The 15197-nt window shown below is 60.7% G+C and carries 6 protein-coding genes; 1 reads left to right on the forward strand and 5 read right to left on the reverse strand.

Features of this window, described 5'->3' with window-relative positions:
* Positions 1 to 17: 17 nt before the first annotated feature.
* Positions 18 to 7799 (reverse strand): SpvB/TcaC N-terminal domain-containing protein, encoded by a 7782-nt coding sequence (locus RBB42_RS00845; protein WP_305968696.1) that lies wholly within the window; start codon positions 7797 to 7799, stop codon positions 18 to 20.
* A 554-nt stretch (positions 7800 to 8353) separates the two neighbouring features.
* On the opposite strand from RBB42_RS00845, the gene RBB42_RS00850 reads away from it, so the two are divergent.
* On the forward strand, positions 8354 to 8500 hold the full coding sequence (locus RBB42_RS00850) for a hypothetical protein (RefSeq protein ID WP_306043583.1): 147 nt from the start codon (positions 8354 to 8356) through the stop codon (positions 8498 to 8500).
* 590 nt (positions 8501 to 9090) lie between these two features.
* Here the strand turns inward: RBB42_RS00850 and RBB42_RS00855 are convergent.
* The 4 genes from RBB42_RS00855 to RBB42_RS00870 are packed head-to-tail and all read right to left on the reverse strand — an operon-like array spanning position 9091 to position 15168.
* Positions 9091 to 10467 carry a DUF3131 domain-containing protein gene (locus tag RBB42_RS00855; RefSeq protein WP_305968697.1) on the reverse strand — a complete coding sequence of 459 codons (1377 nt, stop codon included), beginning with the start codon at positions 10465 to 10467 and terminating at the stop codon, positions 9091 to 9093.
* Positions 10464 to 12296, reverse strand: a complete 1833-nt coding sequence (locus RBB42_RS00860) for a glycosyltransferase family 2 protein (RefSeq protein ID WP_305968698.1) — start codon at positions 12294 to 12296, stop codon at positions 10464 to 10466. The genes RBB42_RS00855 and RBB42_RS00860 overlap by 4 nt, the downstream gene beginning before the upstream one ends.
* Positions 12293 to 13432 carry an acyltransferase gene (locus tag RBB42_RS00865; protein WP_305968699.1) on the reverse strand — a complete coding sequence of 380 codons (1140 nt, stop codon included), beginning with the start codon at positions 13430 to 13432 and terminating at the stop codon, positions 12293 to 12295. Before RBB42_RS00865 ends, RBB42_RS00860 begins: the two co-directional genes overlap by 4 nt.
* Positions 13429 to 15168, reverse strand: coding sequence for a DUF3131 domain-containing protein (locus RBB42_RS00870; RefSeq protein ID WP_305968700.1), 1740 nt, complete (start codon positions 15166 to 15168; stop codon positions 13429 to 13431). The genes RBB42_RS00865 and RBB42_RS00870 overlap by 4 nt, the downstream gene beginning before the upstream one ends.
* Between the last annotated feature and the right edge of the window lie 29 nt (positions 15169 to 15197).

Raw genomic sequence — 15197 nt, forward strand, 5'->3', positions numbered from 1 at the left:
GCATAACCATGCGTTTATTACTGATTTGGTATTATCGGTGATATTGCCTCTCGGCCGTCTGGCTTATATTGTCGATAAGTGAATTCAGTACCGGTTTTATCGGCGAGTCCCTGCATCGCGTTTCGGCATCCGTCCGCGAAAGGGCAAGGTGGCTTTGGCCCGCGTAACTCGACATGAAGGCCTGGCTTGAGATTTATTCGGCTCGCGGCAATTTGTTCGGTATGACCGAGCTGGGCGCCTACCTGTTTGTTCCCAACGCCTTTGCGGCTCGCCTCAAACCAACGAGCCACCAAGTTGCCGGATGAGTCTGAAACAATAACTTCGAGGTAATGCCCCTTTGGACCTGCTGCTTGAGCGGCCTCTTCCAATGTCGCATAGGCGGGCCCAAGGTCGATGTCGGTTCTATGAATCTGTTTCGGAAGCCCATTATCGTCCAACTCGACGATCGGCTTGGCATCTCGACCGCCAGAGCCATTCGAGTTGCCGCCACGATCACCACGGGCTCTACTGTTCTTGCGCCGTCCGTGAGGACTACGTCGAATTCCTCCCTGACTACGACCATTTGGGCGGCCGTTTCCCAATCGTCCTCCTCTTGGTGCCGGCCTGGATGCGGGGCGGCCCGCGCCAAGAAAGATCAAACCAACGGAAGCTCCTGCACCAAGTCCCTCAAGGATTCCCTGCAAGCCTTCGAGTTTTCCTTCCGTAGTATTGGAAGTTAAGATCTTTCCAACGCCTTCGCCGAGAGCTGTTCCACCGTATTCCAGCCCCAATATTGCGTTAGGACCTATGGCGAGCGTTTGTCCGCCAACTTCGCCGACAGTTTTCGTCGTAGTGGCAGCAAGAACGGTGGTGCCCCTTACGAAAGACGCAGTCCTTGAAAAACCGGCGTCGTCAATAGCCGCAGCCAAGTCGTTCCCTTTGTCAGAGACCCAATCTCCGGCTGCATCGGTGCCTTCGCTGATTGCGCCCGTAATGACCTGCGAACCCTCCACGGCATTTGACCAGACAGCACCGACCGCTTCCGCGGGTTCAAAGGAGACATCGTCTGAAAACGGATTGCAGAGTATGCACCACTCGGAATCCGTCCCTCCGGTGTCCACTCGGTTCCGTGGATCGTTCCGGCAGTACCGATACAAATTCAATCCATCCACCATCCCCGCCGGATCGGCGCTGGTCCAACGCCCCAGCCAAGGCGCGTAGTACCTCAGCCCGTGCCTTTGCATCCCGGTTTCCGTGTCGCGCTCCTGGCCGGTATAGGCGCGGCGGGGGGCTTCGCCGTCGTTCGCCACCGACAGGAAAGTGCGTGCCCCGTAGGGCGAGAATTCCTGGATCGAGATCACTCGCGCGTTGTCATCGACCTCCAGCGCGACGCTGCCCTGGTGGTTCGCCAACTGAATGCGGATCTGCCGGCGCTCCTGTCCCGGTTCGTCGCCGGCAAGGCGTGTCTCGACTTCGGCAAAGCGCGCCGAACCATCGCTTACATGTAGGGTTTCGCGTACCAGCGGGTGTGTCCCGTAACGGCGGAAGATCTCGACACCGCCGGGCAGGTAAAGCCGCTCGTGTCTGCGGCGCCCCTCGGCATCGACGGTGACCTTGCGGATGCGCACGCCGGACCCGTCATAGACATACCATGTCCGGTCGCCATTCAAGGTGCGTTCGGTCATCCTCAGCATGTCGGCATGGTCCCACTCCATCGCCGCCAGGTGTGGCAGGCCCAGCATGTTGCCATGTGCGTCGTAGCCGCCGATGCGCTCGACCGTGTCCGCCGACAGATGTGTCGCGGTGAGGCGGTTGGAGGGAAACTCGGGATCGAGCTGCCCGGATTCGTCATAATCGTAGCGCCGGGTCCAGCTCGCCTCGGGCCGCGCCGGAACGCGGCGCCGCATCTGCAGGATATTGCCCGCTGCGTTGTATGTGTAGGTCTCGACATAGCGGGCCAGCGCCAGCCCGTCATTCGGGTGTGGCAGGGGCCGTCCCGGCGCGTCGGGTCCCGCACCGGCCTCTCCGCCGGTCTGGCCCAGATGCAAACGCCCGCTGGCGCGGACAAGTTGCCCCTTGGCGTCATGTTCGAAACTCTGATCGGCCCCGACGACGGTCCCGTCGAAAAAGCCCGTCCGTGCCGCGGCATCGACGATGTGCGAGAGGTGACCGACGGCGTCGTGCGTGTAGCGCATATCCTGCAGGACGCCGTCGGCGCGTTCGGATGTAAGCCGCACCAGCCGAAAGGTTTCCGGGTCGTACTCGTAGCGGCGGCGCACACCGTTGGCGTGGAGGACCGCGGTTCTCGCGCCACGCGCGTCGTAGGTGATATCGCTTACCCCGACTGCGGAGGGCGGATCTCTGTCCGGATCGAGGGGCTCTTCGGGTTTGTCGTGCCGATCGTGCCAGACGTGGATGGCGCGGACTTGTCCCAGTTGGTCAAAGCGCGGTTGGATCACATGATGAGGGCCACGACCTTCGGCATGTGGAGGGATGCTCAATATCGGTCGTGCGAGCGCGTCGAAGACGGCCTCGGTGACAAAGCGCGTGGGCTCCAGAGGGACGTCGCCTGACCAGTCCAGGAGGGTATCGAACGACTGCGCGATGCGTCTGACAGAACGCATCAGATTACCGTTGAAATCGAAGCGGTCCGCCGCGGTCACGCCGGACTGGTCGCGGGTCTCCACGACCTGCCCTCGGAGGTTCCGCGCTTCGGCATCGGCGATTTTCTCGCCGTGTGTCGTGGCGGCGATCTGCACCTCGGGTTCGCCACCTTTCGACATCCAGATCGCGACCGGACGACGCAACTGATCGAACTCGGTGCGCATTCGTCGGCCCATGTCGTCCCAGGTCAGGACCGGTTGGGCGGATGCATCGACGAGCACCCAGCGTCTGCCTGCCTCGTTCGATGCCTGTGCGATCTGCTGCCCGGCCATGTCGTAGGCATAGGTCATGGCGCGGCGCCCGAGGGTGTCACTGACGGTCAGCGGATGACCGGCAATATCCAGGGTTGCCGATGACCTTTCCTGCGTTTCGGTGACGATACCGTTCTCGTCACGCACCCGGTTGAGGGTCTGGCTGACAATGACCCGGCCCAGACTGTCGGTATGAGATATGACCGCCGTGCCGGAACAAATTTCCGAGCGGCGCGCCGCCTCCTGTGCCTCCGGTCCCTTGGCGCCATCGATGCGTGCGCCATACCATGTTGGCAGGTAGTCGGCGGGTGGCAATCGTTCGATGAACGGGCCGATATCGTTGTCTCGGGACGGGTCGGAGGTAAGGATGTTATCCCCTGCGTCCCATGCCTCCGCGCGCCAGGGTGTGGTGCGCACTTTGGTGAAAGTATGGTCGGGAAGGATCGTTGCGACCGCCCGCCCGAGAGGATCATACAGCATGATCGGACTGACGCCGTTGCGCGCGTCGAACTGATACTCGTGCGTGTCGGCAAAAAACGGTTCGAACTTGCGGACCGGAAAGCCCTTGTTGTTCTGCACGACCCAGCCGGAGCAGGTCCAGCGCCGGGTTTCCGTATTGTCACGAAGTGACTTGGTCTGGATCGCAGTCCCGAGGCCATCGAAGTGAACAAGCGTGGTTGTGATCCGACCGGGATCGGCGCCGTGATGTTCCCGGGTCAGCAAAAGCGCCGCTGACGGACGCGGAGCATCGCCGCCGGGAACCGGTCGCGGGTCGACGATCGAGCGCGTTGTCGCCGTGCCCAGCAACTCGGTCGCCATTCGGCCGTCCGGGGCATCGAACAGTGCCGAAAACTCGGCCTCCGTGAGATCAAGCTTGAGCGTTGTGTCCAGACGCTCACCTTCGTTGTCCTCGGGTTTGCCGCCCTTTGCCGCCGCGACGGGCAAACCAAGCGCGTCGAATGCCACCATCGAGACATTCCGGTTCTCATCGGAAAGGATGCCGGGTTGCAGGACACGATAGTCATGACCGCGTTCCATAATCGTGCCATCGGGCGCCCGTATGCCCACGGTTGCGCGGTTCCCAAGGGCGTCCTCGGCTTCTTCCGGCAAGAGATCGTAGCGGCAATAGCGCAAATGGCTTTCGGTCTCATGCGTCGCGCTGTGATGTGCGTCGCGGAGCCTGTGCGGCAGGAAGAAATGGCGTTCCGCGTAGGCCAATTCCTCCGCCGGGGTCTTGATCCCCTTTGGTGCGAGGAACATGCGGCCAGACGGCGTCCACCAGCCATCCTGCGGATCGCCGGGTAAACGTGTCATCCTGATCAAGTCCGTCGCGTCACCAATCGACGAGGCATCGATACGTTTGCCATAGGCGGCCCGGGCGATGCTGTCGGTCGTCGTGAGGTCAAAGGCTTCGTGGACCAAGCCACGCGTACCTTGCACGCCGACAGGAAGCGGACCGTCCAGATCGTCGCGCCGGAACAGGGTCCGCTGGCGCGAAAGAAGGCGGCGCGTGCATCCTTCCGCCGGAGCCATGTCAAAAGAAACATCGGCATCGCGGATGATCTTGAACCTGTCACCCGGTGCTGGCCGCGCGAAGTCGCTGGGCCGGAAGAAGCCAAAATCGCCGCTTGGCCGGTATCCTGTCAATTCGTAGGTCGTTGATTGCCACGTCGTCGGTAGGCGCCGCGTGTCGCTATCATCAATCTCGTTCGTTACGTCTATCTCGTTCAAGACGATTTTTGTTTCGGCCTGTGCAAGGCGCACATCCTGAGGCGAGGCCGGATCGGTGAAACGCCTTGGGTAACCGATCTGGACCGATTTCAGTGCCGTCCCGAAACGGTCGTGTTCCAGCGCGATGGAATGTGAAATCCGGGGGTCGAGCCGGGCGATCGCCCCGGGCCGGTCTGCATCCACAAGACGGTGGTCTTGGACATGGACGACCTGGCGATCATAGGCAAACGCAAGGGATTCTACGTCGAATACCAGGAATACGGCGCTAGGGTTCCTGCCCATCGGTTGCAGGCGCCGGACCTCCTGTCGGCGTTCGGCTACGGAGTAGGGCAGGGGTTCCCTGTCCGAGCCATCGAGTGCATAGACCTCCTCTCGCAGCACTGCTCCCCGCAGGGCGCGGCTGGCTTGCCGGGCCTCGTCATCGGTCAGATCGTCCGGAAGCGTGCCATCGGGAAGAAGTTGCGCCCTGATCTCTGTTTCGGTCAGCCCCGGTTCCCGGAAGTACGCGCCCCGGTCTCGACCGAACCGTCCGGCGAAATAGGCAGATAGCGGCCCGGCCTCCAGATGCGCGCCGGTGTGATGCCAACGCCGCGTCAGTACCGGCGGTGAATGCGAGGAAGCATCGATATTGGCCGCAGGCAATTCACTGTCGGATGTGAGGGCGCCAAGGCTTTCGGTATCGATCTGGTCGACCTGGGCGAAACCGCCGAACTCTCGTTCGTGTCCGTCGAAGTGGCCGTCGTGATAGGTGAAGCGCGTGCTAAACCGAGTGCGTGCCACGCGGTCGGTGACGGTCGAGCGGACCACGACATGAACCGGAAAGGGCAACTGCGTCTGCCAGGGGCGTCCATTGGCGCGATCTTCAAGGAAGAACCTTGTCGAAGGGGCGTACTCGACTTGGGTTTCCAGGCCGCGGTTGTTGCGAGAGGCGACCATCAGGTGCGGCTTGCCCGCGGCCATCAGGTCGATGTAGCGGATCGGGCCAAGTGCACCGCCTGTCAACGGGCTGGACCAGACAAGCGACGCGGTCCCCTTGCCCAGAACATCCGTCAGAGTAACGATAGCCGTCCGGTCGATCGGAAGGTCTTCGATGACCGCGGGCTTGCTCAGGCTGTTGCCCAACAGATTGAAATGGATGCGGACGGCGTCTGGCGATAGATAGAGGATATCCGTCGTGCCCGACCCATCGATATCGCCCAACAGAACGCGGCGGCTTTCGAAACGGTCCGGGCGATCGAACCAGGGCGTATTGGCAAGACGGATCTTCCGCCCGAACCGCCCGTAGCCAAGGTTCGGCCAGTAGACCACATCACCGTTTCGGATCCGCACAAGGTCCGAAAGCCCGTCGCCCGACATGTCGGCCAGGTGAAAACTTGCTTCGCCATCATTGAACACGAGGCGCGGGCCATCATTATCGTCGTACGGCTGGTGCGTTCGTCGCGCGTCGGCGTAACCCCTTTCGCCTTCTGACGCGTACCAGACAAAGGCATCGTCCTCCGTAATCAGTATGTCGGCCAAACCGTCGCCGGTCAGGTCGATGAAACGCAAGTTGGGGTCGTTGAAATCGATGTTCGGTATCCGGGCAAAAGGCCGGAAAGGCGCCCAGTTTTCCGTCTTCGTCCGCTCGTAGAAGCCGCGAACCGGGCCGTCCATCACAGCGACATCGAGTTGGCCGTCGCCCGAAAAGTCGACAAATGATGTCCGCGCCCTGCCTCCCTGGGCAAGTGAGGGCGCTGGCGAGACCTGTTTCACGGGCCCGAAATCGCCATCGCCCAAATTGGGTTTGAAGTACCAGATGCCACCAGAGCGGCTGAGGATGCCCGGCAGACCGTCGCCGTTCAGATCGAGCCACTGGTAATTTGTTCCCTCCACACCGCGTGGCAGGTTCTCCATTGCTCCGGGCGAAAGCCGTTCCACGGTCTTGGAGACAATCGCGCGTGAGTAGTCGAACTCCATTGGAGGGACTGCTCGTCTGAGGTACGTCGAGCCTGTGCTGCGCACGAAACCGTGCCGCGTGACCGAACGCAGGAAACTGCCATATCGCGAACTGCCCTGATGCGCGCGCGCTGCGGCACCGGTTTCGTCGGCATGCTCAAGGTCTGCGAAGTCGAATTCGGTCGAGGAAACAAGGCAAGGCGTTTCGCCCAATTCCTCGAAGTGGTGAAACATCAGTACGCGATGACAGCGTCGACGGGTCCGGATTTCAAAGCCCGATCGATAGGTGGAGTATGGATCCGGCCGGGCCGGCCATGGCTTTCGTGCCGCCCATGAAGCGTCGGCGTAGCGATGCTGTTCTTCTGCGGGACGGTCCGGGTCCGGGGGCAGGTCACGCAGGTGGTCTTCTCCATAGTCGAAGATGGCGCTGAAGAGCCAATCCCTCCGAGCGGAATCGGGATCGACGAGATTGGATACCCGGTTGCCCCACTGAATTGTCTTCAGGTATCGGCCCGCGCTGACACTCCGCCCGTTTTCGCCGGGTGCCTCGGTATCGACTCCGTTGTCGTCTTCGGGAACATAGGAATAGACGATGAGGTTGCCCTTGTCGTCGTAGCTTTCGGCGATCAACCATTCGAACGTGCGCCTGGGATCGGCGGGGTCGCTGATCCGGCTGGAGCTATCGACACCGAAGAGCGAGGTGACGTTGTTGCCGGTGATCGTGCGCCAATGCATCTCTCCGGTACCGCGGTGGATCCATGCCTCAATACGTGCAAAAGCGGCTTCGATGCGGGGGCGAAAGCGGACGACGTGATACGCGCCACGCATTGCATCGGCATCGTCCACCGGTACCAGATCTTCCGCGCCCGCCAGCACGAACACATCGTCGGTATTGTACTTGGGCAAGCCCCGGGACGTCTTCCGCCGGATCGATCCAGACGAGAGCGACCATCCGAAACCAAGAATGCCGTTGCCGGTCGAGGTCGAATAGGACGCGGACAGGTTCGGCCCGAAACCGCCGCGCCCCGGCGTGAGATCAAGCGGAATGGAGAGCGATCCCGCTCCCGTGGCCGGATTGGTAGAGAAAGCTTCGCCTAGCGGGCGAATGGCACCGCCACCTTTCGGCAATTCTATACCTGGCAGCTGAAGGCCTGAATTGCCCTGAGCCTGAGACCGATTACTGTTTTCTTCGCCGAAGGGACTGGACGGTACGCTGCCAAACTCTGGCGCGTCATCCATAATTCAATTTCCCATCAAGAGCTTTTTTAGAACAAACGACACATACGGTATCACCTACAATACAATCATAACACGAAATTTCGATTCGAGGCACCCTTCGCCAAATGCTGTTCTCCAGCATCCGAATGGGCCACGAAGGGAAAGGAGTGCGCCAACGCGACTTGCCGGGCTGTGCGGCAGAAGGCCTGACCAGCAGAGACTCCCTGCTTGGGCAGCGACGCGTTGTAACTGGACCGGTTTGTAGTGCAGTCGCGGACGGCTTGCCTATGTAAGTCGTGAAGCGGCTTGGGTTCGCGTGGCGAGTCTTTTGTCGCCAGAGATGTGCTACACCGCCATACTGATCGACGCGTTGCCTGCGATCACAACCCGGTTCTGAAGAGCTTTGCTAAGCGGTTTCGTATCGCCGGAGAAACGCACAAGGTGGTCATCACAGATGATCGCACGCAATCGCTACACGCATAACTGAGCAACCTTGGCTGCTATCATCTGCTTGAGAAATGCCGTTGCTAGTCGGATGGCCGACACAAAAACTCGTCCAGTGCGTCAATGGCCGCTTGGACCCCGAGCTCGCTGGCGTCGGGCCCCAGAACCTGGGCCAATGCCTGGCGTGTTTTCCGACCGGGCAGACCGTCGATTGGACCGGGGTCAGCACCTGCCTCGACCAGAAGAAGCTGAAGCGTTGTACCGTCATCCTCGCCTGAGACGGCAGCCAGACCGCATTGCACAGCAGCAGGATTTGGATCGGGACCAGGTTCCCGCGCTGGTCCGGTTGTGGGATTGGATGCAGGTGTCGGATCGGGATCGGTCGGCTCCACAATGGGCGTTCCGCCTGTCGGGGCCAAGGCCCAGCCATCCGTCTGCGGGGCAATCAGCGGTGGCGCGGGAGGAACGACCTCTGCCATTGTCACCCGATCCGGATTGACGAAACACTGTCCCAGCACCTCGGCGAGTTGCAGTGCCGCCTCTGGTGGCGATCCGTCAATTGTTTCGGTGCAGGTCGCTGCCTCAAGATCGCATTGCACAAAGATTGACCATTCCGGTTCCGCTGCACCATCCTGCAGGCTCGCCTCGCCATTGGCGTAGAGTACATATCGATCCCCATTGATCCGCCCTTCTTGCCAAAGCCCGGGAAACCGCGGCGACGGAACATCGGCGTGTCGGGTTTGAACACCTGTCGCCCCGGGGAATTGCCTATCGAATGCGGCGCCAACGCAGGGTTCGGCAATCGCTTGCCCGGCCCAGACGGGAGCGGCCACCACGCAGGCGGCCCGGAGATGTCGACCGAGTTGCATCATTGATCCGCTCGGGCCAGCGGGCCGTGCACCCGGAACGCCAGAGCCGCCAGCACGACGGCATTGGTGTTCGTGGTATACGACCCATTTGTAGACCCATCAGCTTCGTACAGGCCTTCGGGCCAGCCGCGTTCCGGATCCCCAAGGGCTGCCAGCGCCGTGACCAGTTCGCGTGTGTATTCGGTACCGAACAGAGCGTCCCAGGCGAAGGCGGTCTTCACGGTAACGGTGCGCTTGCTGTCCAGTCTTTCGCCGCTGAATGTCATGACCGCCCAGGGCGCTCCGCCCCCCCAGATTGTCGAGTAGATGAAATAGGGCGCCTCATCGAGATGCGACTCGCTCACCGCCGTCAGTTGTCCGGTTTCCCGCCAGCGTGCTTCCTGTGCCAAGTAGATGGCGCTGGCAAACCGGTGCGAACGTGCGTCGAACCCGAATTCCAACCCGTCAAAGACGTAGGGTTCGGACACCGTGAAGGCCGGGGTCACGTTCCGGTGAAGGCGATCGTCCACCGGAATGGGCTGTCCGGCCACTTCTTTCACCATCAGGTTCGCCTCGGCGTCATAGGCGTTTATGGCGTCGAACCCGTAAAGCATCATCGCCTTGGCCGCGTACTGACCGTAGCCGACCCGCCCCTCCTGATCCCGGCGCAAGCCGTTCTCACCTATGTTGCCGCCAATGAGCTGCCCGTCTTCGATCATCTGATCGAGGTCCCAGTGATCCATGACGGCGGCCACCTTCGGGGCCAGATCCGGGTAACTGTTTTCCGCATGGCTCATGGCGGCGACCATGCGGGCGATGTCCAGCGCGGACCAGCCAAGGCCGCGTTCGACCGGTTTGTTGGTGTAATCCACCAGTTCGGCGGTCTGCACGTTGTAGGCCTTGTTCGGCAGGATGTCGTCGAACAGTCGGATCGTTGCCAGGGTGTCCAGCGCGCGGCCAAGGCGCATTTCGGCCTCGGACGAGTCGATCAAACCCAGCAGATCGGCCGAAATGACTGCCACGAAATAAGAGCCTGTCTCCCACATGGTGGTTGATGGGTATTGATCGGCAGAGTTGACCAGCCCGGTTTCGGGGTTGGTGTTGTTCTCGAAATAGGTCCAGGCGATGCGCGCATGCGACAGATCCCCGGTTCTGCTGGCCCCTGTCACCGCCAGTGGCAGGGGGTCGATCTTGTCGAATGCCTCGATCGGGGCTGGCGCATCAAGCGGCACCGAGAATTCCGCAGGTTGCGCCCGCGGGGAAGACGGCTTGGCGACGACGGGTGGGTCAGAGGGCATGTGCTCTTCCAAGGAAATGACAAGGGCAAGGCCACACCCCAGCGCCACCAGAAAGATGATATGGCTGCGAGCGTTTATCAGGTTCTCACGAAAACTCATACCGCTTGATCCTTATCGGGTTCGGGTGGTTGCCACATGGCCGCCGCAATAATGCCTGCCATGGCAAAACAATTGTTCAATCCCCAAAGCATGTTTGCAACGACGCCGCTTGCCGAATGGTTGGTCGTACCCAGCCAGAGCGCGCCAGCGCCCCAGACCATCCCGGCCAGCGTCAGGACGACGACGGCGATCTGCGGACGGACAAGTCCGAGAAAGTTCCCGGCCTGGCGGACCTTTGGCGTTACCTTGAAAGAGATCTTCTCGCCACGTGCCACGGTCATAATGGCCTTCAGGCCCAAGGGGAAAAACGAAAGGTAGCTGGACTTGGCCGCGTACCCGGCGATACCCCAAGTGCCAACCATGATCGCCAGTTCCAATGTCACAAGAAACGGGATCAAGTGCAGGAAGAACTCTGCCGAATAGGCCGACACCGGCGATATGCCGGTGAACAGGTAGACCACCGGTGCAAACAGAAAGACGATGTTCCACAACGGTGCGAGGTAGGAATAGAAGGTCGTGCCATACATCAACCGCTGGCCCAGGGTCAGGCCCTTGCGGAAGATCGGATTGTCGTTGACCAGGATGTCTAGGCTGCCGCCCGCGTATTTAAAGCGCTGGACCGTCCATGTTACCAGATCCTGAGGCGACAGCATTTTGCTTTCGACAATCGGATGCATCTTGGACTTCCATCCGCGCTCCCGGTCAGAGTGCAAGACGATGGACGTGTAGATGTCTTCGGAGACGTGGAACCGGTACGGCGTCAGCACTTCGTCGGCGGCGGCTTCGGTCTTGATTGCCTCCATGAGGTCGGGGGCGATGTCGCGCTCCTTGGACGACACCGTGACGACCTCTTCGACGGCCCAGGTGCGTTCCTCGACCTTTTTGCCGAAACTGCGCAGGGCCGCCTCCATCACCGCCTCTCGACGGTGAATGGAACCCGCGCCACAGCAGAAAGAAGCGTTCACCCAGTTCCGCCTGCGCTGGATGATGTCATAGAACATCTTGGGATCGTTGACGAAGGGATCATCGCCATAGGTCACCGGCCCGATCACCTTTTCGATTCCGCGCCCCAACAGACGCCCCGGTGCGCCCAGAAAATTGGCCAGCCGCGCGGGCAGGCGCTCACCCTCGGGAAGGTCATAGAACCATTGCGGCGTCTGCACCCAGGCCATTTTCGGGTCGCGGAAGTAGCCCAGTGTATGTTCCAGCAGTGTGGGGAAGGGGCGCGTGTCGGCGTCACAGATCACCAGGAAATCGCCGTGCGTTTCCTCCATCGCGTTGCGAAGGTTGCCGGCCTTGAAGCCTTCGTTCGTGGTGCGGGTGATATAGTTGGCGCCTTCGGATTCGGTGACGGCGCGCATTTCGGGCCGCCGGCCGTCGTCCAGAATGTGGATGCGCACGTCGATGGGATGCGGATAGGTCATCCGCTTGGCGTCCTGTATGCCTAAGCGCACCAATTCGGGGTCTTCGTTGTAGGTGGCAAACATCACGTCGACGACGATCAGCCGGTCGCCTTCGGGATGGTTCGGGTCTACGTCCCGTAGCAGGGCAGGCGGCTCTTCGAGTTTGACCGGTTCATCCTTCCATAGGTTGAACGCAAACAGCAACATCCCGAAGTAAGCGCAGGTTTCAGCCAGGGCCAGGGGCACGGCAAACCACATCGCATCGGGGTTCAACGATCCTGTCCATCGCCACCAGATGTACCAGCCCCCAACGACAAGCGCGACAATGACAAGGAATTGCCACAACGCCTCTCTCCACGGGTCATAAACCAGCGGAGGCGGCGGAGTCCGGTGCTCGAATTTCAGGAAATAGTCGTCTTCGATCATGCGCCTGCTTTCGCCTTGCGCGCCTCCCACGGGGTCGGACCCAGCCCGATGGTCCACGCAAGAAGGCCGATTTTTGAGATGCCCAGTGCAACGAGGAAAGACCCCGGCAGCGCCACTGCGTATCGCAGGACGACGATGGCCGTCGGCGACATGGCGTCGGACAGGCCCGATGTGAACAGGGCGATGTCATAGAGGTCGATCACGGCAGGGTGCACCAGGTAGACCCCGAAGGTGTATTTCGCCAGCTTTGACCATCGCGACGACCAATCAAGATACTGCCCGCCGATAAAGATCAGGAAGATACAGATCGGCATCAGGAAGTGTCCGTAGAAATCCCAGCCGGTGCGGATACCCCAGTTTCCAGTCTCATAGGCCACTGCGAAGAACGGTATCGTCGCGACATAGGCGAGTGCCGCAAAGTAGAACCCGCCCCTCCGCAAGAGGCGGCTTTCTCCGCGCGGGATTCCGTCTTTCCACAGACCGTAGATGGCAAAGGCCGCGAGCCCGTATCCGACATAGCCGAAAATCTTCAGCGCTCTCAGGATGTAATCGCGGATCTCGGGCTCCAGCCCCAGGCCCCAGACCCAGCCCTGGGTGTTGTTCATGATGCCCAGCGTAAGGAACAGCGTCATGCCCAGCACCGGATACCGCGTGGCGCCGCGCATCAGAGGATAGAACAGGAACAGCGCAAACAGCGTCGGCAGGAAGTGCATGTGATACTGCACCTTGCCCAGCAGGAAATAGCCGAACCAGTTCTGAACCTCGGTCACCTGCGTCCAGATGTAATCGGTGTAGTTGAACGCCTCGGCCTTTAGCAGGCGGAAGAAGGCGTAGAACACAACCCAGAACGCAAAGGGAACCAGAAGGCGCTTTGCCTGCGTCCCGATGGCCGCGCTATAACTTGGCAGTTTTCGATCCACCCGCATTGCCATCAGGAACAGCGAGAAGAAGAAGAACATCTCCGAGCCGGAAAATTCGCCGATAGAGCGCAGGAATACGGGAATCAAACGTTCCGACGGTTCGGCATCGGCAAAGGGTTTGCCGGCGAAGTCCGTCGTCGAGTGAATGAGCACGACGCCCATCGCAGCGAAAACGCGATTGGCGTCGAACCAGACGAGACGAGACTTTCCGCTCATGGGTTGGTCGCTGCTGCAGGGGCGACACAGGACTTCGGCAAGACGCGGCGCGGCTTTGGTGCCGGCAGGTTGTGTTTCTCGGGCCGGCAGTCGGTTGCGGCGGTTTCTCCTGCCGTCGGGACCGGACGGCAATACAGGAATTCGTCCAGCGGGATCACGGGGGCGATCTCCACGCCTTCGCAATTGCAGCAGTTCACGACTTCTTCCATCAGGCGCGGATGACACTTGTTGTCGCGCAAGTCGGTGCCGGCGAAGGATGTGTTCCAGAATTGGGTGTTGGTCGAAACCTGCTGCAGGATCGGGCCTTGGACCTTGTACAGTAGGGCTGCCAGGATGATCCCGTTGTTGTTGGCCGACTGAAGAGGGATAAACCCGTTTCCGTTTTCGTACAGGCCCTCGTAGAAACCGACATCCGGTTCGTACAGATCGGCGACGCTTTCGAACAGCAGGTCGGTGTAATCCGTATCCCACAGCGCCCACATCCCGATCGCCGCTTTGGCGGCAATCGCCGCACGATCCGGCTGATACTCGCCCGTTGGATCCAGGGTGTTCCAGGCATAGCCATCGGCAAAGATCGAATCGTAGACGAAGTAGGGTTTGCCGTTCACCTGGTGTTCGGAACGCGCTGTAATGATGCCGGTCTGCTCGTAACGGCGCTGCTGCACTAGATAGATCCGGTTGGCGAATTCCGCCCGCCATCCATGTGAGGCGGTCAGGCCGTCGTTGCTGCGATCTGTGGGCATATCCCAACCAAGTTCCAACCCATCAAGGATATAACCCTCGGTCAGGACATAGTTCTGGTTCTTGAAGACACGCGGATCGCGTCCGTCGTGGGGGACCTTGACGTCGTAGATCGTCGTATAGGCCAGAGGTTCGGGCGACAGGGCGCGCGACACGTCAAAGCCCCAAAGCGCAAAGCCCTTGGCGGCGTATTCCTCGTATCCCAACCGGCCTTCCTGCACGTAGCGGGTCTTGCCGTCGCCCTGGGTGAACGAACCGAACATGCGGCCATCCTCGTTCACCAGGTTGCAGAAATTCCAGCGCATGGGGACGTTGTCGACACTGTTGGCAAGATGTGGGTGGCGTTCTTTGAGGATGCGCAGCCAGACCAGCATTCGACCGATGTCCAGCGCCGACATGCCAACCTCTCCCGGTTCGTTGGCATAGTTCACCTTGGCCCCGGTCTTGGTGTTGTACACCTTGTTCGGGGCCTCACCCCGGTACAGGTCAAGGTTGCGCAGCGTGTTGATCAGCTTTGTGGCGCGGGTATCGAATTCGCGCTTGTCGATGACACAAAGCTCGTAGGCGGCAACCAGTGCACTGATGTAGGACGCCGTGTCCCAAAGGGTTGTCGACGGATAGGACCCTACCGCGTTCACCAGGCCGGTTTCAGGCTGAAACCGCTTTTCAAAGTAGGACCACGCCGTGCGTGCCATCTTGGCTTCGCGCTCTGTCAAAGGCCCGCTGCGGCCAAAGTGCGCCTTCGACATGTTGCCCGGGCCGCGATTGCATTCCGCCGCGGGCTCGGCACCGTCGAAATTGATGATCAGCGGAGATTCCGAGGTGATCGTGACGCTGTTGTACTTGGCGCCGTTGACAGTCACGTTGTCGATCGTCACGGTTTTCGATCCCGAAGGCTTGGGGTCATCCTGCGCATGGACACCGTTGGGCGCGAGCAGGGCAAAACAGACCGATACACCGGCTGCGGCAGTCATGGTGAGGGTCTTGATCTTCATCAGCGTGCTCCGATCTCGATCTGCGGATA

Source organism: Mameliella sp. MMSF_3455 (genome assembly GCF_030733205.1).
Lineage (GTDB): Bacteria > Pseudomonadota > Alphaproteobacteria > Rhodobacterales > Rhodobacteraceae > Antarctobacter.